Consider the following 21,674-nt stretch of genomic DNA (forward strand, 5'->3'; position numbering starts at 1 on the left):
TAAGTTTTCTTTAAATTATTGGTTATCTGATATGTAAATGAGATTTTTAGGAGGTTTTTCCTATATTTGGAGAACCACCATCTATATAAACCAAATGAAAAGAACATTTACTACTTTAAAGACTTTTCCTGATTTAGATCAGGCAAAAGAACTGAAGCGTTTTTTGTGCAAAAATGAAATCAGAAGCTTTTTAAACGACAATCACGACTCTCCTGCTGGTGATTTTGAGGTTAAGGTAATTACTACCGATCTTAAAAATGCCACAAGGTTGCTGGAAGAAAAAACCGAGCAAATGGTAGGGGAGGTAGCAGGTGATTATTGCTTATACTCTTATACAACACAAAAGTTGTATGACATTCTGGTTAATAAGGACGTTTGGAGTGACTTTGATTTTATGCTTGCTAAAAAGATACTTCATGAGAAAGGCATGCCAACAGATGCTGATACCCTGTACAGTATAAAACAGGAAAAAGCCAAAAATACTGCTAAACCAAAAACCAACCAGATATTGCATATTCTTGCCGGATATGTTTTAGCACTTTTAGGAGGTGTTGCCGGTATAGTGATTGGTTTTTTAATGTGGAATTCCCAAAAGCAAATGCCCGGAGGTGTAAGTGTATTTAGTTACACAGACGTTGAAAGGAAACACGGCCGAATAATTTTTGGGTTAGGTATCCTGATATTTGCGGTTATAATTAGCTTAAGATTAAGGCAGATTCCGAATTAAATCTCTAACCAGTTTTTAAGTATTGCCTTCCCGTTAGGAGTCAGTACCGATTCAGGATGGAATTGCACACCCCTAACGTCATACCCCTTGTGACGTAGTGACATTATCTGTCCGTTTTCATCCAGAGAAGTTATTTCCAGTGTTTCAGGAAAATCTTCTTTATCCACGCACCAGGAATGGTAGCGCCCCACACAAATTTTTTTATCAAGCCCTTTAAAAAGCGGGTCGTCTTCTGCTACAATAGTTATCGTAGTGGCTACGCCGTGGTATACCGTATCGAGGTTTATGAGCTTTCCGCCAAAAACTTCGCCAATAGCCTGTTGCCCTAAACAAACGCCTAATATACTTTTAGAAGGGGCATATTTTTTAATTATACTTTCCAGTAATCCGGCATTGGCAGGAAGGCCCGGGCCGGGTGATAAAAGAATTTTATTAAAATCTTCAACATCTTCAATAAGGAGTTCGTCATTCCTTATAACGGTAACCTCACAATCCAAACTTTCCAGATAGTGTACCAGGTTATACGTAAAGCTGTCGTAGTTATCTATTACAAGTACTTTTTTCATATTTAATGCAGGTGTGCAAATGTATGAAAGTGAACCGAAAAAAAATAATCTTAAAAATCTACTAAATTGGTAGACTAATAAAAATATTTAATTATATTTGTTAGGCACAAAAGAATATATGGCAGTTTTAACAAGCAAGTGTACAGAGTGTAAGTGTTTCCCTTTATACGGGGATGCATTAACTGTGCACGAAAATTAGGTTCATTCCTAAACAGTAAACAGTTAAAGGCTCCTCGTTACCACGAGGAGCCTTTTTTATTTATAGCCTTTTAATGATTAATATATGAAACATCCCGTTTATACCGCAAATTATTTGAAATCGGGGGTGTTGCCCGATAAACAGAAAACAGGGTACTGGACAGAAGAATTTTTTCAGTGGTTGTTTTGCATAGGGCCGCAGTTTACCGATTATGATTTCTTTTTAAATAAAGAAAAAGAACTGGACGGAATACTATCTGACCTGCTTTGCCTTTCGGGGCTGCAGGAAGAGAGAATACAACCGTTAATAAACCACCTAAAGGAAAAGGTGGTAGTGCTGCACCAAAAAATGGAAGATAGCCTTAAAGCGATTTTTGCTTTTGATCCCGCAGCGAAGTCAAGGACCGAAGTATTGGTGTCCTATCCTGGCTTTTTTGCAATAGCAATTTATCGTGTTGCACATGAGCTTTGGATTAATGATGTGCCTGTATTGCCAAGGCTCATAAGTGAATATGTACATGGTAAAACAGGTATTGATATTCACCCGGGAGCTACTATAGGTGACCGTTTTTTTATAGACCACGGTACAGGTATCGTGATAGGGGAAACATCAGTAATAGGTAACGACGTAAAAATATATCAGGGAGTAACACTTGGTGCGCTTAGTGTGCATAAGGAGGAAGCATCTGTAAAGCGACATCCTACAATTGGTGACAATGTTACCATTTATGCCAATGCCACCATTTTAGGAGGAAACACCTTAGTAGGCAACGATTCTGTAATAGGAGGTAACGTTTGGCTTACCCACTCAATACCGGCACATTCTCTGGTATATCATAAAAGTGAAATAACAATAAAATCTAAGGAAACATTTCCTGAACCATTAAATTTTGTAATATAAAACAGCATAGATATGAAAGCAAATAATATTTTAGAAACTATAGGTAATACCCCTCACGTAAAACTTAACAAGTTATTTAAAGTTAAAAACGTTTGGATTAAGCTGGAACGCAATAATCCGGGCAACAGTATTAAAGACAGGATTGCACTGGCAATGATTGAAGATGCCGAGGCTAAGGGTCTTTTAAAGCCGGATAGTGTTATTATTGAGCCTACTTCGGGTAATACAGGTATCGGACTGGCATTTGTAGCAGCAGTAAAAGGATACAAACTTATTCTTGTAATGCCTGAGTCGATGAGCGTGGAACGCAGGAAACTAATGTCTATTTATGGTGCCGAATTTGAGCTTACGCCACGTGAAAAAGGGATGAAAGGAGCTATTGAAAAGGCAAGGGAATTAACAGAGTCTACACCAAATGCGTGGTCGCCAAGTCAGTTTGATAATCAGGCGAATGTTGATATTCACCGTAAAACCACTGCTCAGGAAATTCTTGCCGATTTCCCTGAAGGAATTGACTACCTGATAACGGGTGTAGGTACAGGCGGACACATAACAGGTGTGGCTGATATTTTAAAACAGAAATTCCCTAACCTTAAAGTGTTTGCTGTTGAGCCGGAAGCCTCTCCGGTATTAAGTGGTGGTGATCCTGGGCTTCACCCTTTACAGGGAATAGGAGCAGGGTTTATACCTTCTATTTACAGAAATGATCTTATTGACGGTGTAATTACAGTAGGGAAGGATGAAGCATTTGATTTTGCCCGAAACATTGCAAAAACCGAAGGAATACTGGCAGGTATCTCTACAGGGGCATCATTAGCGGCAGTAAACAAAAAGCTGGCTGAAATTCCTGATGGAGCTACAGTACTTACCTTTAATTATGATACAGGAGAGCGTTACCTCTCTATTGAAGGATTGTTTTAAGAATTGCTAACATTAATTTTGGTTAATAAGAAAAGCCCCGATGGAAACCATCGGGGCTTTTAATTTCAATTTAAACTCTAATTATTAGAACTTAAGATTTACAGTAAGTTCAAATTCGTCGTAAATCATGTTGTCACCAAGACCGTCAAAAATACTTCCTGACTTGTACTCAATACCATACTTAGTTCTGTCTACATTAAACGCTGTAGTTGCAGAATTGTTGTTTACAGTTAAATCAAAAGTAACTGGTTTAGTGATGTTTTTAATAGTTAAATCAGCAGTTACAGTGTAAACATTACCTGATTTTACTTTAACTGATTTGAATACTAATTTAGAAGTAGCATGTTTGTCAGTACCAAAAAAGTCGGCTGCTTTTAAGTGACCTTCCAGTTTCTCTTTACCTTCACCTGCTTTAAGATCGGTAACAGTGATAGATGTCATGTCTACAGTAAAGTTACCACCTGTAAGTTTACCGTTTTTAAAATTAAGTACACCATCTTTAAGGCTGATAACACCTTCGTGCTGACCTGTAACTTTTTTACCTACCCAGCTGATTTGACTTGATGAAGTGTTGATTTTCTTGTCCTGAGCAGATGCTGTTATGGTTCCAAGAGCTACTACTAGCGCAACTACGATTGTTTTTAAATTTTTCATTTTTTTAAATTAATTGAATTTAGAATATTAGATAGTGATAAATAATTCGTTTTGAGGTTTTCTAACCTTTTTAAAGTGCTGGAAACCATCTTCTTCATGACGGTAACCTACTGCTGCAATAACTGCTGTGCTAAGACCAAGTTTGTCTAAGCCCAGTATTTCGTCAAATTGCTGAGCATTGAAGCCTTCCATTGGGGTAGCATCAATTTTAAGTAATGCAGCAGTATTGATTAAAGTAGAAAGCGCAATGTAAGCCTGTTTAGCAGCCCATTCATTTTTACCTTCCTCGGTTTGGTTATTGATAAAACCATTAACCATATCTTCAAACGGTTTTAGGGAGTCTTTTTCAACTTCTCTTACTTTGCTTATGTTGTCCATATAAGCTTCTACATGATTTTCGCTTACGTTTTTCTCATAAGCAAAAACGAACAGTTGAGAAGATTCGGTAATACCATCCTGATTGTAACCGGCAGCTTTAAGCTTTTGGCGTACTTCCGGGTTTTCAATAATAAGTACTTTATACGGCTGTAATCCCATAGATGAAACACTTAGCTGTACCGCTTCTTTTAGTGTTTCAAGATCCTGAGCCGATACTTTTTTTGTAGGGTCGTATTTTTTTGTGGCATAACGCCAGTTTAAACTTTCAATATAATTTTCCATTCTTTTTTATCTTCTTATTTGATTATGCGTTTCTGTATTTTTCTAATAATTTATTTAGTGTTTCCTGCTCTTCAGGAGTCAGGTTTTTAGCAAACCTTTCTTCGTGACTGTCTATAATAGGATCCAGTTCTTTTAGTAAATCCAGTCCTTTTTGGGTTATTGCGACTTCCATTTTCCTTCTGTTATCAGGGCAAACCTGTCGGGTTACCAGTTCTTTTAGCAACAGCTTGTCTACCAGTCGGGTAGTGTTGCTGGTTTTGGCAATCATGCGTTCCTGTATCACGCACATGTTTGCAGGTTTCCCTTTTTGACCTCTAAGTATCCTCAAAACATTGTATTGTTCTGAAGACAAATCGTAAGCTTTAGTTGCTTCCGAAAAGTTTTCTCCAACCACATTTTGGGTATACATAATGTTTAATATTATCTTTTTGGAGAGACTCATTGGAGCTGTAGCTTTTATAACTTCTTCAATCTTCATAATTGTATATACAATATTTGTAGATACAAATGTAGTCTATTTTATATTTGTATATACAAATGTTGTGTTAAAAATTTGTTAACGATAAATGAATAGCCTTTTTTGCCTTAATTTTATTGGCCTTAATGTAAATTGACATTCATGAAAAAAATGCTATTAGCAGGATTTGTATCAATATTTTTGTTGTATTCCTGTAATGAAAAGAAAGAAAAAGAGGGTAAAGAAGAGGTAAAAGGGACTATAGAAACAGTTGCCGAGGAAAAAATGCCAACTCCCATGCATGTATATACTAAAGATAGTGTTACAGTAAATGCGTATAAATATGACGGACTGGAATACTTCCTTACCAAAAGTAACGATACTACTTATGTGGTAAATTTTTGGGCTACCTGGTGTGTACCCTGTGTAGAGGAATTACCATATTTTGAGCAACTAAACGAAAAGTATAAAAACGATAAGGTAAAAGTGCTGCTGGTAAGCTTAGATATGCATAAGTCGGTTGAGAGCAGGCTTATCCCTTTTATTAAGAATAAAAAGATTCAAAGCGATGTGGTTATGCTTCGTGATTCTGATGCCGATACCTGGATAAGAAAAATAGATACCACATGGAGCGGGGCATTACCGGCAACCATTATTTACAATAAAAATGAACGTAGGTTTTACGAACAGTCGTTTACTTATGATGAGCTGGAAAAAGAATTGAATAATTTTATCAAACCATAATAAATCATAAACCATGAAAACAATAAAATTTTTAGGTGCATTTGCCATAATAGGAGTACTGTTTGCCTTTACAGTTAGTAAGTCGGACAATACTGTAAACGGATACAAAGTGGGTGATGTAGCGAGCGATTTCAGTCTTAAAAACATTGACGGAAAGAAAGTATCACTAAAAGACTTTAAGGATGCCAAAGGTTACATTGTAGTGTTTACCTGTAATCACTGCCCATATGCAAAGGCATATGAAGACAGAATTGTAGCGTTGGACAAAAAATACAAAAAACAGGGATATCCGGTAATTGCCATCAACCCTAATAACCCGGAGAAACTAAAAGACGACAGTTTTGAAAATATGCAGGTTAGGGCAAAAGAAAAAGGATTTACGTTTCCATATCTTTTAGACGAAGGGCAAAAAATATACCCGCAATATGGTGCTACAAAAACACCACATGTTTATGTGCTTCAAAAAACAGCTAAAGGTAATGTAGTTAAATACATAGGTGCTATAGATGATAACTATGAGGATGAGGCTGCCGTTACTAAAAAGTATGTTGAAGATGCAGTAAACTCACTTTTAAAAGGAAAAGAAGTTAGTGTAAAAGAAACTAAGGCTATTGGCTGTTCGATAAAAGCATAATACCTTTGTCAAAAATAACAGAATGAACTTATCACAACAGGAATGGTGGGACAAAGCACAGGAAGACGAAAATGCCGTTATTCTGGATGTCCGTACAGAAGACGAATGGAATCGCGGTATTATACCGGGAGCCATTAATATAGATATCTATAAAGGTCAGGGATTTATTTATGCCGTAGAGGAGCTTGATAAATCTAAAAACTACTATGTGTATTGTGCAGCCGGAGGGCGAAGTGCACAGGCCTGCAGTATTATGAATCAGTTAGGTTTTGAAACGGCCTATAACCTTATTGGGGGTATTACCCAGTGGGATGGTCCGGTAAATGAACCTGAATAAGATAAAAAAAAGAGAGCCAAATGGCTCTCTTTTTTATCTTCCCGATGAGGTAAACGAGTTAATGTTTTCTTTCCAGTAATCAATCAGGCTTTTTATGCGCTCCTTATAGCTATTATAGTCGCTTCCCTTGTGGATATAATCCTGAATAGAAAGTTTATTAGCCTGCCTTACGGAATGCTCGTCCTGAGCGTTTGATATAAATACATAAGGTATGTCCTTGTCCATAAATATCTCTTCCTGTAGTATTAATTCTCTTAGCTCAAAACCGCCCAGTTTTGGCATATTAATATCAGAAATTACAATAAAAGGCTCTACTTCAGGTCTTCTTAAATAATCAAGAGCTTCTACACCGTCATGGAAAAATACCAGTTTGTTTTTATATCCAAGATCCCTGAATATTTCCTGTAAAATTTCCCTGTCGTCCTCATCATCCTCAATAATTAAAATATCCCTATGTTTTTTCATGATGGATTCTCGTTGCTGTTTTGGTTTTTACTATGCATAGATAGTAAATATTAAAGGCTTTGGTGTTATAATATTAAGCATGTTTTTTATCATTCTAATGTTTGAGATATAAGTATTTACTTATATTTACTTAAATTGCACAGGCATACAACTTTGTAATCCAACTAGAAAAATGAAAATAAAATCAATTTTACTTTGTCTCTTCCTATTAGGAAATTTAACCGTGGTGCATGCTCAGGAGGATGCTTCTACGGTTTTGCAAACGGCTTATACACAGGCTAAAAAAGAAAATAAAAAAGTGTTTGTAATATTCCATGCTTCATGGTGCGGCTGGTGTAAAAAAATGGAAAAAAACATGCAGAGTCCGTCATGCAAAAAACTTTTTGATGATAATTATGTTACTACTTTCTTAACGGTACAAGAGTCACCAAAGAATAAGAATCTTGAAAATCCGGGTGCTGCTGATCTTTTAGCAAAATATAAGGCATCGGGTGTAGGTATACCGTTTTGGGTAATACTGGATACCGATGGCACCTTGCTTGCTGATGCGTTTAACAGCAAAGGTGAAAACCTTGGTTGTCCTGCAACGGCAGAGGAAGTAGGCGAATTTGTAACCAAACTTAAAAAAACGTCTAAGCTTACAAAAAGCCAACTTAACGTAATTTCACAGGTTTTTACTATAAAGAAATAACTGTTCCGTACTTCGGGACATAAAAAGATGTCCTACTATGGCCTTACTTTTTAAAACATTAGAAAGCACTGCAATACCTCAGTTACTGGAGGTGTTTAACAGTGCTTTTTCTGATTATGCCATCCCTATGAAGCTGGATGAGGCTTTTTTTTGTCGTAAGCTTCTTACCGAAGGAGTATCACTATCACACTCGGCAGGAGTGTTTGATGGCGATAAACTTGTAGCTTTTATACTTCATGGTATGGATGAGTTTAACGGAAGTAAAAACGTATTTAATGCTGCGACAGGGGTAATCCCTTCACACCGTGGGCAACGTTTGGTAGAACAGATGTATAACTACATACTGCCTATATTACATAAAGAAGGTTACAATCACCATCAGCTGGAGGTGCTGGAAGGTAACAATAAAGCCGAAAGGGTTTATGAGAAAGTAGGCTTTCGCCGAACACGTTATGTTATAGGGTATGAAGGTGTGGTTGAGGCTGTCCCGTTTTCAGGTTTTGAGATAAGAGAGGTGGCCTATATCGACTGGAAATATGTACAGTCATTTTGGGATATAGAGCCTGCATGGCAAAACCATACACCTACAATACAAAGAGCTATGGACAGACAAAAGCTGATAGCCGCCTTTACAGGAGACCAAATGGTGGGGTACCTTGTATATGATACCTTTAACGGAAGAACTAAACAGTTTGCCGTTAAACAGGACCATAGAAGAAAGGGTATCGGTAGTGCCCTTATGGCTACAGCTTCTCAGGCTTTGGGTAAAGTCGCCTTAGTTAATTATGATGATAACGATGAGGAGGCAAAGGCATTTTTTAAAGATTTAGGATTAATACCTAATTACCGACTTATTGAAATGGTATATATTTACCCTTAAATTTGCATACACATTAAAATTTTAATCATGAAAAAATTATTTTATATCACAGCACTATTAATTACATTAGTTTCCTGCCAGGCACAGAAGAAAGAAGGAACCGAGCTGGTTTCTCCTACAGAGTTTTCCCATAAGGTAGAAGCAGAAAAAGGTCAGCTTATTGATGTACGTACTCCGGGAGAATTTAAGTCGGGGTATATAGACGGAGCTCTTAACATTCATCTGTATGATAAGGACTTTGAACAGCGAATTGATAAACTGGATAAGGAGGAAACGGTATATGTTTATTGCAAAGCCGGAGGGCGTAGTGCTGAAGCAGTTGAAATAATGCACGAAAAAGGTTTTAAGCACATTGTAGAGCTTGATGGTGGTATGGATGCCTGGAATGAGGCAGGAGAACCGGTAAAGAAATAATTAACCTATTAGGAAAATAAGATAGCAAAAAAATGCTATTACCAAACATAAAGGTGAATAATAACGGGTATCATTCTTAGCAAAGAGGGTACCCTTTGTTTTTTTAAAGAAACCTATATATTTAAAATTGCCAATAGCCCTTAATGAAAATATTACCCCTATTACCAGTGTTGCATATTTAAAAAAGGTCAAACTTACATAAGCTTTAAAAATATCGAGGTTACCTATCATTATAAAGGCGAATATACCCAGCCCGGCAGCAACGGCAAGCGTTATTAAAGGTCCGGGTTCAAAGGGTTTGTCATCTCCTTCCAGTACAGGGATTACGGCATTAGTACCACGGGTGCCTCCCATAGCCCAATAAACATGTAAAAAAGACCGAAATATAAATATGGAGGTATTTATTAAAACAGGAAAAATCATTACGGTTAAGTTTGGTTCCTATAAAGTTACCGCTTTAAATCGTAATGATTTTAAATCGTATTAAAAATGTGTTACTGTGCTAAGACATCATGAATTTCTTCATGTTTGTCAAACATTCTTTTAGCAAAAGGACATAAAGGAATTATTTTACTGTTGTTATTCCTTGCAAATGTAACGGCCTCGTCCAGTAATTTTTTACCTATACCTTTAAAGTCAGGGTTACCTATTGTGTGCTCAATAATAAATTTATCTCCAGCCCATACATAGGTCATTATACCAGCCTGTACATCGCCTTCTACAGCTTTAAAGTGGCCTTTTTTGCCATCATCATAATGTTTTATTTCCATGGGGTTAATGTTTTGGTTTAAAGTTAGTGTTTTGCGGAGGCAGGGGTACAAAACCTGTTTCTCCTTCTATTTTAGGGAAGGTTTGGTCCAGCCATCTTTGCTTGGCATCTTCAATAAGTTCGTATGATGTTGCCACAAAGTTCCAGTATATATGCCTTGGCTCAGGGAAAGGTTCTCCGCCAAAAATATATACGGTACTGTTTTCACTAATAGTGAATTCACATAGTGAGGCTTCTTTAGCTACCAATAACTGTTTTGGTTCAAAGGTATTTCCGTCACTTTCTATGCTTCCTTCCAGTATGTATAGTCCGCTTTCGCCATACAGGTTTTTGCCTATACTAAGCTTTTGTTTTGTTTTACTTTTAATCTCTATGAAGTACAGTTTGCTGTAAACAGGTACGGGCGATTTTTTACCGAAAGCCTCTCCGGCAATCAGTTTGAAATTAACACCTTCCTCCTGCCAAGTGGGGAGCTGGTTTTCTTCCACATGAACGAAAGACGGATCCATTTGTTCAAACTCCTTTGGAAGGGCTACCCAAATTTGTAATCCATGTAGGCTCTTGTCAGAATGCCTTAGGTAATCAGGAGTACGTTCAGAGTGTACTATGCCTTTTCCTGCCGTCATCCAGTTTACCTGTCCGGGTTTTATTTCCACTTCAGAACCTAAACTGTCCTTATGCATAATGCTGCCCTCAAACAGGTAGGTTAGGGTAGAAAGACCAATATGGGGATGCGGACCCACGTCCATATTTTCGTTATCCTTAAGTGCAACAGGCCCCATGTGGTCTATAAATGCAAACGGACCCACAGTCCTTTTATCCTTAAAAGGTAAAAGCCTTCCTACTAAAAAGTTGCCTATGTCACTGGGACGTTCTTCTATAATTAGGTTGATATTTGACATGATGAAGTTTTAAAAGGTTTAAATTACGAATAATTGCCTTACAAAAACCAATTATATTATTCTAATGTAATAAACAGGGATGAGCGCACTTGGGTTGTAATATTACGGGTTTTATGTCCTTTACCTTCAGTATCTTCCACTAACAGGATATCTCCGGCCTTAAAGTATCTTTTTTCGCCTAATGAGGTTTCTATTTCAATCACCCCATCTATAAGGATAATGTACTGCCTGTTTGGAGCATTGTGGAAATCATAATCGTAGGTTGGGGCGACTTTCCTAAACTGAACAGTACCTGCCTTTTGTGCTTTCGAAAGGAAGCCTATTTCTCCGGCATCGTTTAAAGTAACGGAGACAGACTCAAAACGACTGTCTCCGTTAGCATCAGTGTGTATTCGTGTTATGTTAAAAGCTTCCATCAGGCAAAATTTGCATTAAGCCATTTGGCAGTAAGTTCAATGTCGTTTTGGGTAAGGTTATGCCCTGTAAGTAAATCATGATGCTCTACAACAAAACCTAACTCCCTTAACTTGTCCAAATACTCCACTGTTTCGTTTGAATTGATGGTAGGATCCAGCCTTCCCGAACTGAAAAACACAGGTACGCCGGTATCGGCGCCAATGGATTTTACTTCTTTAAACGACTGCATAGGTCTATATAGAATAGCTCCTGCCAAAAACTCAGGGTACTTAATTAATGTTGATCCTGCAATGTTGGCTCCGTTAGAGTAGCCTAAAGCAATGAGTTTGGTGATGTCAAAGCCTTCCTTATCGGCTACCGACTCTATAAAAGATACCATTTCATCGGTACGGAAATCAAGGTCTTTTTCATCAAATACCCCCATGCCAAGGCGTTTAAAAAAGCGCGGCATACCGTGTTCGCTTACATTCCCTCTAAGGCTAAGAATATTAAAGCGGTCGCCAAAGTCTTTAGCCAAAGGGATAAGGTCTTTCTCGTTGCCACCGGTGCCGTGCAGCAGCAATAGTGTATAGGCCGCTGCATTTCCGGATGGCTGATATATATATTTTAACGGTTCAAATTTCATTTTAAAAAGTATTAGTTAATAGGTGCCAAATGAGCTTCAAGTTCACTTCTGCGTGATTCATACTGTTCCGGTAACTTAAGTCCTTTACCTAAGTCTTCGAGTTTTTCATCTACTGTAAACCCAGGATTATCGGTAGCAATTTCAAATAGTACTCCGCCCGGTTCTCTAAAGTATAAAGAGTGGAAGTAGTTACGATCAATTTGCGGTGTTATGTTAAGCCCGGCAGCAACTACTTTCTCTCTGAATTTCATTAAGGTTTCATCGTCTTTCACCCTAAAGGCAACATGGTGAACAGTACCGTTTGCCACATGTCCGCGTTTTTCCTCTTTCAGTTCAACAATATCAACTATAGCAGCGTTCTCTACAGCATCGGTAACAAAACGATAACGATTAATATCCTGACTTACCAGATTGTAACCAAATATTTCGGTCAATATGGCTGCTGTACCTGTCATGTTGTTTAAAGTAAGGGTTACGTTATGGAACCCTCTGGTAGCAATATCGGCTTTAATTTCGTCGGTTTCCCAAGGTTTACGATCATCGGGAGTGGCCGATTCTATAAGCTCCAGTTTTAATCCGTCAGGATCAATGAAAGTTAAATACCTTTCTCCAAATCTTTCGGCAGGTTTATTATAAATTACATTGTATTTTTCAAAGCGCTCCACCCATTTTTCAAGGCTGCCTTTAGGAACGGAATAACCAATCTCTGTTGCCATACCCGAACCTCTGCGTCCCTCTGGTATTCCTGCTCCCCATGGGAAGAAAGTTAGTATAGTACCGGCACTGCCTATTCCGTCTCCAAAATAAAAGTGGTAAGTGCCCGGGTCGTCAAAGTTTACAGTTTTTTTGATGAAACGTAAACCAAGAACTTTAGAATAAAAGTCAAAATTACGTTTGGCGTCTCCTGCTATCGCAGTGATATGGTGTAAGCCTAATATTTTATTTTCCATGATATATGTTTTTTAATTGTTATGTAAAATTACGATTGGTTTAAAAGTTATGCATTGAACTGGGACAAGAAGCTAATTATCTCAGGGTCATTGTTTAAAGCGGTCTGAATCTCATTGTATAATAGTCCGCTGCCTCCACCGTAATGCTGAATGATTTTTGTTTTAGGGTTGTGTTGTGTAAAAAACGACCTTAGTGAAATTTCGGTTTGTTCATCAATTCCGCAGCCTAAAAGAACAAGGCAAATACTGTTGCTTTTAAATAGTGTTAAAGCCTCGTTTTCATTGGTAGTACCAAACCCGGTCCATAGTTCATTTTTATTAATGAGCCTTACAACCGTTTCCATAATTTCAGGATGTTTTCCTATGTATAATATATTTATCGTTTCCATTGTAATGCTGCTTTGATTTTACATTACAAAGTTCCGTTAAACGGTTACCGTGTGCATTGAACTGGGACAAGAAAAGTATATGAATACAAAAGGCAGCCAAACGGCTGCCTTTTGTAAAATGCTTATGTAGTAATTATTTTCGGTCGTCTATAAACTCACCTGATTTAGTATTTTCCTTTTCCTGATTGATAAAGTTAGGCATAGTGCCAAAAATATAATCCCAAAGCGGTGAAGATACTCCAAAGGCTTTGTCTGGTTGCCTGTAATGGTGTACAGCATGGTGATGCCATAAGGTTTTAAGGAAGTTGTTAGGCACCGTAAAAATATGCACGCTGTAATGGATACATAAATAAATAGTATATCCCATAAGGAAACCGGCAAGGAATCCAAAAACATAATCGCCCATCATGGCCCTATATACAAGAAAGAAAAAGGTAGCCAGTACAAGTGCGATAATAGGAGGCATGGCAAGCCTCTGTTTGTCTTTAGGGTAATCATGGTGTACTCCGTGCACTTTATAACTAAAGCTTTCGGTAGTAACTTCATGGTCATGATCTCCTTTAATATGATACAGATAACGGTGTACTATATACTCTATAAAGGTGAAAACAAACATCCCTGCAAAGAATAGTAATATAATTTGCGGAGTGGTAAACCCTTTCTCTATTATTCCATAATATATTAGTGAAACCGATATAACCGTGAAAATGCTAAGTGGCATAGCGATATGGGTACGTGTCAGTTTTTCCAGTGCCGGATTTTTAAACAGCGTGGCACTGCCTTTATGTTTTGGTCTTGGGCGTCTTATTTTGGTTGATTCAGACATTGTTGTGATTTTTTGATGGATTGATGATAAATGAACTTTGAACACACAAGTTACTAAATTTATCAATTTGTTTTATTCTTAAAAAGGTAAAAATGCCCCTGTTTGTAAACAGTTGCCTGTTGAAAACCCTTGTTTCTGTAACTGTTTTTTGTTTTAGTTTAATCATTTCTTAATGTGTCGGTAATGTGTATAGGTGCTTGGCTAAGTAAGTTTGCTTTTTGAATAAAGTATTTTTAAGAGATGATAGGTTCCTATAAAAAAATTGTTGCAGCTGTAGTGGTACTGGCAGGTTCATTTACCATTATTTCATTTACCCGAAATAACAGCTCGGCACCTCCCGAGGTACTAAGCAATTATTTTTCGCAGTTTAATCTTTCGTTAGAAAAGCTTGATAAAATCACAAATGATTTCAGGTATGGTAAAACCAGCCTGGATTCGGTACAGTTAGCTGTAAAAAACACCCGTTTATCTTACAAAAAGGTTGAGTTCTTTTTAGCCTTTTACTATGCCGAATATATAAAGAGCCACATTAACGGAGCACCTTTGATGCATATTGAAAAAGAAGGTACAATGCCAAAGGTTGTTAGTCCTGAAGGATTACAGGTTTTGGATGAACTTGTTTTCTCTGATGAGGCAGAGGCAGAAAGAAACCAGATAGCATCGTTATCAAAAACCATAAGGATGAAATATGCTGTGTTATATAGTAGCATTACCGGTCAGGAATTTAACAACCAGTATAATGTTACTGCCATGAGGCAGCAGCTTATTAGGGATTTTAGCATGGGAGTAACAGGCTTTGATACTCCGGGGTCGTTAAACGGGCTGGAAGAGGTGCAGTCATCTTTTCAGGGTATGCTTACTTTTTTCAAAGATAATTACAATGGTAATACAGTGGTCAAAAATGAGGTGATACAACTTTTTGAGTCAGCAATAGCTTATTTGAATAACCCGGTTTCTTTTGAAGATTTTGACAGGCTTACCTTCCTTAAATCATATATAGATCCTTTGTATAAAAAACTGGGAGAGCTGGAAGGCGCTGTTAACCCTGATTACCTTAAATATACATCGGGCTGGAACCCTGAGAGCACCTCTATTTTTGCAGCCGATTTTTTAAACCCTTACTATTTTACCGAACTTAAAAAGGGAGACGATAGTAAAGAACTTAGAGAGTTAGGTAAAACATTGTTTTATGACCCTATAGTTAGTAACGAAGGTAAATTAAGCTGTGCAAGCTGCCATAATCCGGATAAGGGCTTTACCGATGGTATTCCGAAATCACTAAGCAACATACAGGGCAAAACGGTTTTACGTAATGCTCCAACATTACTAAATGCAGTGTATGCCGATAGGTATTTTTATGATCTTAGGGCGTTCAGTTTGGAACAGCAGGCAGAGCATGTTATTTTTAATCATGACGAATTCAATACCGCTTACAGTGATATTCTTAATAAGCTTAAAGCTGATAATGCTTATGCCGATAAGTTTAAAACTGTATTTGGTAAAAATGCTGTAACGAGAGAGAATTTCTCAAAGGCTTTGGTTTCTTATGTAATGTCACTACAGTCGTTTAGTAGTCCGTTTGATAAGTACATAAGGGGAGAACAGGCAGATATACCTGCCGAGGTAAAACGAGGTTTTAACCTGTTTGCCGGAAAAGCAAACTGTGCAACCTGCCACTTTATGCCAACCTTTAGCGGACTGGTACCTCCTTTTTATAACGAGAACGAAAGTGAGATACTTGGGGTGCTGGACGATCCTAAAAAAACACCAAGGCTGGATATGGATATGGGAAGGAATGATAACAAAATACAATCAGAACAGGCTTGGATATTTGAGCGTTCATTTAAAACCACAACAATAAGGAATATAGAGGTTACAGGACCTTATTTTCATAATGGAGCTTACAGTACTCTTGAAGAAGTTATCGACTTTTATGATAACGGAGGAGGAGAAGGAGTAGGGCTTGGAGTAAGCAATCAAACCTTGTCGCCCGACGCTTTAAATTTAACCGATGAAGAGAAAAGCGACCTTATTGCTTTCCTGAAATCGCTTACTGATTTGTCATCAGCAAGATAGATATGGCACAGTTTACATTAAGTAAACATATCCACGATATTTCATTTTATAATTAATTGTTATTTAAACTAGGTAACACTAGTTTAAATAAACCTTAAAAGTGAATTGAGGTAAAGGAAACATGCTTGAAGTAGTTTCGCAGAGTAAAAACAAAAACTATATAAACAGCATGAAAAAAAGTTTACTTTCCCTTTGTTTACTGTTCTCTCTATGGAGTTTTGCAGTAATCAACTTTAATGTAGGGTCTATCTCTACGACAGCCCCGGCTTCTGCACCCGAAGCTAAGGCAACTCTGGCTAAAAAAGAAGTTGCTGCTAAAAAATCTACAGCTGTAAAGGCTGCTGCTATGCTACCTCCTTTAACGCCTGCAAACTACCCTCTTTCTAAAGATTCAGAGTGGGCTTATTTTGACTTAGGTACAAGCCTTGACGAGACTACATGGGCAGAAACTACTTATGATGTTTCTGCGTGGGCTACAGGTCAGGGACCACTAGGGTACGGAGATGCTACAAAAACTGTAATATCTTACGGTCCTGATTCCGGTAATAAGTACATTACAAGTTACTTTGTAAGAGACTTAAACGTTACTCTTGCTGAAGTTGCTGATATGGTAGAATTCGGTATCAGAAGAGATGATGGTGTTATCGTATATGTTAATGGTGTTGAGGTAATAAGAGATAACATGCCTGCAGGTGATGTTAACTACCTTACTCATTCGTCAGGTATCGTTGATGGTGCCGATGAGAAAAGATTCCAGGTATTCCACCTTTCTAAAACTATCTTTAACGAAGGTGTGAACAGAATTGCTGTTGAAATGCACAACCGTGACGGACAGAGTTCTGACCTTGGTTTTGATATGTATATTAAAGATGCTCCGGCTGAATTCGTTTGTGAAGAAGGTCACATAGGATGTTTTACGTCTATCGATCCAACTGCACAAACTACAAACCTAATTATACCTACAGAGCACAAATTCCAGTTACTATTCAAACAGGGAGATGCTTATATGGATGGTTCCGGTAACGTACCGGGTAACCACGATTTTACAGGTTATATTGCTATTGAAGGTAGCAGTGAGCAAGGTTACCTTTCGGTAAACCACGAAAACAATCCTGGTGGTGTATCTATCGTAGATATGCACCTTGATACTGATACTAACCTTTGGGTTATTGATAATTCTCAACCGGTTGAATTCCAAAATGACGGCCTTGTAACTACTATCAGAAACTGTTCTGGTGGTGTTACTCCATGGGGAACTATCATAACTGCAGAAGAAAATACTTCTGGTGGTGATGCTAACTCTGATGGATACCAGGATGTGGGATGGTTAGTAGAAATTGATCCTGTAACTGCAGCTGTAAAAGACTACGGTAACAATAAGCAGGAAAAACTTTGGGCTATGGGTAGAATGAACCATGAGAATGTTGTGGTTTCTGCCGATGGAACTACTGCTTATTATGGTGAAGATGGTGGTACAAACTGTGTTTACAAATTTGTTGCCGATACTCCTGGTGATCTTACTTCAGGTACTGTATATGTACTTTCTTTAGATACAGCTCTTTCAAGTGATGAGCCTACTTCAAGTACAGCTACCTGGGTAGAAGTTGCTAATGAAACAGCAGAAGACAGAAACAACTTAACAGCTAATGCTGCTGCTGCAGGCGGAACAGCTTTTTCAGGTGTTGAAGACTGTGAAATAAGCCCTATTGACGGTAAAGTTTATTTTACTGCAAAAGGTTTAGACCGTGTATACCGTTTTACAGATAATGGTGAGACTGTTTCTGATTTTGAAACTTTTGTAGGAGGTATGTCTTACGAAATTGAAACTGCTAACGGAGTTGTTACAGAACAATGGGGTGATGGTAATGATAACCTTACTTTTGATGATAAAGGTAACCTTTGGGTACTTCAGGATGGTGGATTAAACTACATATGGGTAATTCGTCCTAACCACTCTCAGGGAGCTCCACAGGTATTATTACATTCTTCTATGCCTGCAGGTTCTGAGCCAACAGGTTTAACATTTACTCCAGACTTCAAGTATGGTTTCTTCTCTGTACAACACCCTAACGGAGGTAATACACCTCAGGTTGATGCTACTTTTGGTGAAGTGAATTTTAACGCTTCTGCTTCTGTAGTTATTGCTAACAGATCTCAGCTTGGTATCCAGGCTCCTGTTGCAGATTTCTCTGCTAACGAAGTAACTGTTGAAGAAGGTGAGGTAGTAACCTTTACTGACCTTAGTACAAACAACCCAACTTCATGGATGTGGACATTTGAAGGTGGTGAGCCTGCTACATCTACAGATGCTAGTCCTGTAGTAACTTATGCTGAAGCTGGAACTTACAATGTAACTCTTGTATCTACTAATGTAGCTGGTGACAGTGAGGCAGAACTTAAAGAAGAGTATATTATTGTAGAAGAAGCTTTAGGTATAGATACTCCAAACCAGCTTAAAGGTATTGTTAACCTTTATCCTAACCCAACAAAAGGTCAGGTTACTTTAGAGCTTAACGATGAGGCTGGTAACAATGTGCTTGTTGAAGTATATGATATGCTTGGAAGAAAAGTAGTTGTAAAAGAGACTCAGTCTCTTGGAGGAACTCAAAAAATTGACCTAAACCTTACTCAGCTTAACGGTGAGCAGGTATTTATCATCAATGTTACCGTTGGTGAGAAAACAGGTACTTACAAAATGATAAAAGTAAACTAATACTTTTATCACAACACAATACAGGACCGGCAAAATGCTGCCGGTCCTTTTTTTTAGTTTTACACATATGAAAGGAAGATTTATAGCAGTGTTACTTTTTATAGCCGGCAGTTTTGCAGCAAAAGCACAATATGCCGACCCTATTAACATACCGGTTTATTACAGTGTTAAAGAGGCTTTGGCCGATAAAAATGCTAAACAGTTAAACTTAAGGGACCAAAAGCTATTTTATGTGCCAAAAGATTTAAGCAAGTTAAAACATTTAGAGTTCTTAAATCTAATGAGGAATAATTTAGAGTACTGGGATAAGGAAATTTTTACCCTTACTGAGCTGGAAGTGCTTAATTTTAAACTTAATGGTATTAAGTATGTGCCGGAGGATATAGCTAATCTTAAAAGGCTTATACGTATTGATTTTTCAGATAACAGCATATCTTATCTTCCGCAGGAAATAAAAGCACTCACTAAACTGCAATACCTACATCTTTCGTTTAATTTACTTATCTCCATACCAGAGGGGATAGGGAATTGTAAAGATCTTGAGGTGCTTGAGCTAGATAATAACCAGCTAAGTTACCTGCCGCTAAATATCACGAAACTTAAAAAACTTAAGAACCTACAGTTGGGATTCAATCAGTTTCATGAGTTTGACGGTAGCTGGCTAAACTTTCCTAATCTCGAAATCCTAAATATGGAGTCTAACAGTATTAGCTACCTTCCTCAGGAAATAGAGAAACAACAAAAACTGCGTACATTAATGCTTTCCAATAACAAACTGGAAGTATTACCGCAGGGTATTACAAACCTTAAAGAATTAAGGCTTTTATCGCTTGCTAACAATAAATTAAAAACATTACCGGAAGGTATTGAAAACCTTACGGAACTTAAAACTCTTCTACTTAACGGTAATCCCATAAGTAATTCGGAAAAAGAACGAATTAAAAAGGCATTGCCGTACTGCAAAGTCTATTTCTGATAGGTTATCTTGAATAGGTGTATACTATTTTACGTTAAAAAAGCGACTTTATATAGCCGCTTTTTTTGTTTTTATTGGTTATCTTTAATAAGGCTAACTGTTTGATAATTAAAATATTTTGGCTTATGAAAGTGAAAATGCTCTTTGTTCCCCTTGTTTTTTTGCTGTTTGTATTTAATGCCCGTTCTCAGGAAGAAGAGGGTAGTGGCAGTTTTCAAAGGTTAGGCGTTTCATTGAGTCATGCCAATATTTCCAGCGGTTTAAAGGATGCCGAAAATAAATGGATATCATTACCGGCTTGGGGTATTGATTATGATTATTGGTTTAACGAAAAATGGGGGCTGGGTATGCATGTAGACATTATAGTAGAAAAATTTACAGTAGAAGAAAACCTTGGTGATGATAGTGCTTTGGAACGTAGTTTTCCAATAGCTCCTGCAATAATGGGGCTGCATAAGTTTGGTCGTCATCATACTCTTATGCTTGGGGTAGGTGCAGAGTTTGAAAAAGAAGAAAATCTGTTTTTAAACAGGGTAGGATATGAATACGGGCTTGAAGTTTCAGAGAAATGGGAAGTAGGATTTTCCCTTAACTATGATTTTAGGTGGAATGCTTATGATAGCTACATTATTGGTATTGGCGTAAGCCGGGTTTTCAGGTAATAAAATATACAGTTAATAAGGCAGCTTTTTGAGCTGCCTTTTTTGTTATGTAACAAAAGCTACTGACGGGCTTGTAATCATTTTGTTGTTTTGCATAAAAAAGAACAAACGATGGATTGGATTTTAGAACCGTGGCCATGGTATGTGGCCGGACCGTTAATTACGCTAACAATGGCGTTACTTTTATTTATAGGAAAGAATTTTGGGATGTCATCTAACCTGCGTACGCTTTGTACCATGTGTGGTGCCGGTAATACCTGCGATTTCTTTTGTTTTGACTGGCGATCACAAAAATGGAACCTTCTTATTATGATTGGGGCTGTTTTAGGGGGCTTTATAGCTTTCAATTTTCTGTCGGTTAATCAGGTGCCTAAGCTTAATGATGAGGTGATAACCCAATTGAATACACTGGGCTTTGAAAGTGCAGGTAAAACTTATGTACCTACAGAACTTTTTGGGGGAGGAGCTTTCACCTCAGTTAAAACAATAGCAATACTTATTATTGGAGGATTTCTGGTAGGTTTTGGAGCACGTTATGCCGGTGGCTGTACTTCGGGGCATGCTATATCGGGGTTGAGTAATCTTCAGTTGCCTTCACTTATTGCTGTTATTGGCTTTTTTGTAGGCGGACTAATTATGGTTCACCTGTTGTTTCCATTAATTTTTTAAAGGTTTAAGAGTATGAGAAATATAGTTTTTTTAGTTGTAGGGACATTTTTCGGGATAGTAATGTTTAAATCAGAAGCTGCTTCATGGTTTCGTATTTACGAGATGTTCCAGTTCAAATCGTTCCATATGTATGGTATAATAGGCTCGGCATTAGTGCTGGGTGTACTGTTGATTCAGCTTATTAAAAGGAAAAGATTGAAAGATATATCTGGCAATCCTATAATGATTCCGCCTAAAGACAGGAGCTTTTCAAGATATATGTTTGGCGGTATCCTTTTTGGATTAGGTTGGGCGTTGGCAGGTGCTTGCCCGGGGCCTATGTTTGTACTGGCAGGAGCAGGTTTTTATCCTATACTTATTGTTATTGCAGGAGCCATTGCCGGTACCTGGGTATACGGACTTATTAAGGATAAGTTGCTACATTAATTCGTATATTTAACCAATCAACCTT

28 protein-coding genes are annotated in these 21,674 nt (G+C 37.7%); 15 read left to right on the top strand and 13 right to left on the bottom strand.

Annotated features, from left to right (window positions below):
* Positions 1-94 precede the first annotated feature (94 nt).
* On the top strand, positions 95-727 hold the full coding sequence (locus V3Z67_RS04210; protein ID WP_330442120.1) for a hypothetical protein: 633 nt from the start codon (positions 95-97) through the stop codon (positions 725-727).
* On the opposite strand, the gene V3Z67_RS04215 is transcribed toward V3Z67_RS04210, so the two are convergent.
* Positions 724-1,293, bottom strand: a complete 570-nt coding sequence (locus tag V3Z67_RS04215) for an anthranilate synthase component II (RefSeq protein WP_330442121.1) — start codon at positions 1,291-1,293, stop codon at positions 724-726. The genes V3Z67_RS04210 and V3Z67_RS04215 overlap by 4 nt on opposite strands.
* 283 nt (positions 1,294-1,576) lie before the next feature.
* On the opposite strand from V3Z67_RS04215, the gene epsC reads away from it, so the two are divergent.
* On the top strand, positions 1,577-2,392 hold the full coding sequence (gene epsC, locus V3Z67_RS04220) for a serine O-acetyltransferase EpsC (protein WP_330442122.1): 816 nt from the start codon (positions 1,577-1,579) through the stop codon (positions 2,390-2,392).
* A 12-nt stretch (positions 2,393-2,404) separates the two neighbouring features.
* Positions 2,405-3,313, top strand: a complete 909-nt coding sequence (gene cysK, locus V3Z67_RS04225) for a cysteine synthase A (protein WP_330442123.1) — start codon at positions 2,405-2,407, stop codon at positions 3,311-3,313.
* Positions 3,314-3,397: 84 nt separating this feature from the next.
* Here the strand turns inward: cysK and V3Z67_RS04230 are convergent, their stop codons facing one another.
* Genes V3Z67_RS04230 through V3Z67_RS04240 form a run of 3 tightly spaced genes read right to left on the bottom strand, consistent with a single transcriptional unit; the run spans position 3,398 to position 5,105 of the window.
* Complete coding sequence (locus V3Z67_RS04230) at positions 3,398-3,967, bottom strand: YceI family protein (RefSeq protein ID WP_330442124.1); 570 nt, start codon at positions 3,965-3,967, stop codon at positions 3,398-3,400.
* Positions 3,968-3,994: 27 nt separating this feature from the next.
* A complete protein-coding gene (locus V3Z67_RS04235; protein ID WP_330442125.1) occupies positions 3,995-4,627 on the bottom strand; it encodes an NAD(P)H-dependent oxidoreductase in 633 nt (210 codons plus the stop codon).
* A gap of 22 nt (positions 4,628-4,649) precedes the next feature.
* Positions 4,650-5,105 (bottom strand): MarR family winged helix-turn-helix transcriptional regulator, encoded by a 456-nt coding sequence (locus V3Z67_RS04240; RefSeq protein WP_330442126.1) that lies wholly within the window; start codon positions 5,103-5,105, stop codon positions 4,650-4,652.
* 141 nt (positions 5,106-5,246) lie between these two features.
* On the opposite strand from V3Z67_RS04240, the gene V3Z67_RS04245 reads away from it, so the two are divergent.
* Genes V3Z67_RS04245 through V3Z67_RS04255 form a run of 3 tightly spaced genes read left to right on the top strand, consistent with a single transcriptional unit; the run spans position 5,247 to position 6,799 of the window.
* Positions 5,247-5,828, top strand: a complete 582-nt coding sequence (locus tag V3Z67_RS04245; RefSeq protein WP_330442127.1) for a TlpA disulfide reductase family protein — start codon at positions 5,247-5,249, stop codon at positions 5,826-5,828.
* A gap of 13 nt (positions 5,829-5,841) precedes the next feature.
* Positions 5,842-6,462: a thioredoxin family protein gene (locus V3Z67_RS04250; RefSeq protein WP_330442128.1), complete on the top strand. Its 621-nt coding sequence runs from the start codon at positions 5,842-5,844 to the stop codon at positions 6,460-6,462.
* 22 nt (positions 6,463-6,484) lie between these two features.
* The gene (locus tag V3Z67_RS04255; RefSeq protein WP_035130569.1) at positions 6,485-6,799 is read left to right on the top strand and encodes a rhodanese-like domain-containing protein; all 315 of its coding nucleotides are present in this window, start codon (positions 6,485-6,487) and stop codon (positions 6,797-6,799) included.
* Between the two features lie 33 nt (positions 6,800-6,832).
* Here the strand turns inward: V3Z67_RS04255 and V3Z67_RS04260 are convergent, their stop codons facing one another.
* On the bottom strand, positions 6,833-7,264 hold the full coding sequence (locus tag V3Z67_RS04260) for a response regulator (protein ID WP_330442129.1): 432 nt from the start codon (positions 7,262-7,264) through the stop codon (positions 6,833-6,835).
* A gap of 172 nt (positions 7,265-7,436) precedes the next feature.
* Here V3Z67_RS04260 and V3Z67_RS04265 point away from each other — a divergent pair, with 172 nt between their 5' ends.
* The 3 genes from V3Z67_RS04265 to V3Z67_RS04275 are packed head-to-tail and all read left to right on the top strand — an operon-like array spanning position 7,437 to position 9,249.
* Entirely contained in the window at positions 7,437-7,955 is a 519-nt protein-coding gene (locus V3Z67_RS04265) for a thioredoxin family protein (protein WP_330442130.1), read from the top strand.
* A 37-nt stretch (positions 7,956-7,992) separates the two neighbouring features.
* The gene (locus V3Z67_RS04270; RefSeq protein ID WP_330442131.1) at positions 7,993-8,835 is read left to right on the top strand and encodes a GNAT family N-acetyltransferase; all 843 of its coding nucleotides are present in this window, start codon (positions 7,993-7,995) and stop codon (positions 8,833-8,835) included.
* A 27-nt stretch (positions 8,836-8,862) separates the two neighbouring features.
* On the top strand, positions 8,863-9,249 hold the full coding sequence (locus V3Z67_RS04275) for a rhodanese-like domain-containing protein (RefSeq protein WP_330442132.1): 387 nt from the start codon (positions 8,863-8,865) through the stop codon (positions 9,247-9,249).
* Here V3Z67_RS04275 and V3Z67_RS04280 read toward each other — a convergent pair whose 3' ends face one another.
* The 8 genes from V3Z67_RS04280 to V3Z67_RS04315 form a co-directional block, all read right to left on the bottom strand.
* Positions 9,250-9,672 carry a DUF3995 domain-containing protein gene (locus tag V3Z67_RS04280; RefSeq protein WP_330442133.1) on the bottom strand — a complete coding sequence of 141 codons (423 nt, stop codon included), beginning with the start codon at positions 9,670-9,672 and terminating at the stop codon, positions 9,250-9,252.
* Between the two features lie 71 nt (positions 9,673-9,743).
* Positions 9,744-10,019: a GNAT family N-acetyltransferase gene (locus V3Z67_RS04285; protein ID WP_330442134.1), complete on the bottom strand. Its 276-nt coding sequence runs from the start codon at positions 10,017-10,019 to the stop codon at positions 9,744-9,746.
* A 4-nt stretch (positions 10,020-10,023) separates the two neighbouring features.
* Positions 10,024-10,920, bottom strand: a complete 897-nt coding sequence (locus V3Z67_RS04290; protein WP_330442135.1) for a pirin family protein — start codon at positions 10,918-10,920, stop codon at positions 10,024-10,026.
* Between the two features lie 56 nt (positions 10,921-10,976).
* Complete coding sequence (locus V3Z67_RS04295; RefSeq protein WP_330442136.1) at positions 10,977-11,336, bottom strand: hypothetical protein; 360 nt, start codon at positions 11,334-11,336, stop codon at positions 10,977-10,979.
* The gene (locus V3Z67_RS04300; protein ID WP_330442137.1) at positions 11,336-11,962 is read right to left on the bottom strand and encodes an alpha/beta hydrolase; all 627 of its coding nucleotides are present in this window, start codon (positions 11,960-11,962) and stop codon (positions 11,336-11,338) included. The genes V3Z67_RS04295 and V3Z67_RS04300 overlap by 1 nt, the downstream gene beginning before the upstream one ends.
* Positions 11,963-11,973: 11 nt before the next feature.
* Positions 11,974-12,912, bottom strand: coding sequence for a ring-cleaving dioxygenase (locus tag V3Z67_RS04305; RefSeq protein WP_330442138.1), 939 nt, complete (start codon positions 12,910-12,912; stop codon positions 11,974-11,976).
* 47 nt (positions 12,913-12,959) lie between these two features.
* Positions 12,960-13,301, bottom strand: a complete 342-nt coding sequence (locus tag V3Z67_RS04310) for a hypothetical protein (RefSeq protein ID WP_330442139.1) — start codon at positions 13,299-13,301, stop codon at positions 12,960-12,962.
* A gap of 133 nt (positions 13,302-13,434) precedes the next feature.
* Complete coding sequence (locus V3Z67_RS04315; protein ID WP_330442140.1) at positions 13,435-14,127, bottom strand: sterol desaturase family protein; 693 nt, start codon at positions 14,125-14,127, stop codon at positions 13,435-13,437.
* Positions 14,128-14,367: 240 nt separating this feature from the next.
* On the opposite strand from V3Z67_RS04315, the gene V3Z67_RS04320 reads away from it, so the two are divergent.
* From V3Z67_RS04320 to V3Z67_RS04345, 6 genes are all read left to right on the top strand, one after another.
* Positions 14,368-16,203, top strand: coding sequence for a cytochrome-c peroxidase (locus V3Z67_RS04320; RefSeq protein ID WP_330442141.1), 1,836 nt, complete (start codon positions 14,368-14,370; stop codon positions 16,201-16,203).
* Positions 16,204-16,372: 169 nt separating this feature from the next.
* Positions 16,373-18,916, top strand: a complete 2,544-nt coding sequence (locus V3Z67_RS04325; RefSeq protein WP_330442142.1) for an alkaline phosphatase PhoX — start codon at positions 16,373-16,375, stop codon at positions 18,914-18,916.
* 67 nt (positions 18,917-18,983) lie between these two features.
* Positions 18,984-19,892, top strand: a complete 909-nt coding sequence (locus tag V3Z67_RS04330) for a leucine-rich repeat domain-containing protein (RefSeq protein WP_330442143.1) — start codon at positions 18,984-18,986, stop codon at positions 19,890-19,892.
* Between the two features lie 125 nt (positions 19,893-20,017).
* Positions 20,018-20,554 carry a hypothetical protein gene (locus V3Z67_RS04335; protein ID WP_330442145.1) on the top strand — a complete coding sequence of 179 codons (537 nt, stop codon included), beginning with the start codon at positions 20,018-20,020 and terminating at the stop codon, positions 20,552-20,554.
* Positions 20,555-20,665: 111 nt separating this feature from the next.
* On the top strand, positions 20,666-21,223 hold the full coding sequence (locus tag V3Z67_RS04340; RefSeq protein WP_330442146.1) for a YeeE/YedE family protein: 558 nt from the start codon (positions 20,666-20,668) through the stop codon (positions 21,221-21,223).
* Between the two features lie 12 nt (positions 21,224-21,235).
* Entirely contained in the window at positions 21,236-21,649 is a 414-nt protein-coding gene (locus V3Z67_RS04345; RefSeq protein WP_330442147.1) for a DUF6691 family protein, read from the top strand.
* Positions 21,650-21,674 lie beyond the last annotated feature (25 nt).

The organism is Flavobacterium sp. C4GT6, from assembly GCF_036347315.1.
Lineage (GTDB): Bacteria > Bacteroidota > Bacteroidia > Flavobacteriales > Flavobacteriaceae > Flavobacterium.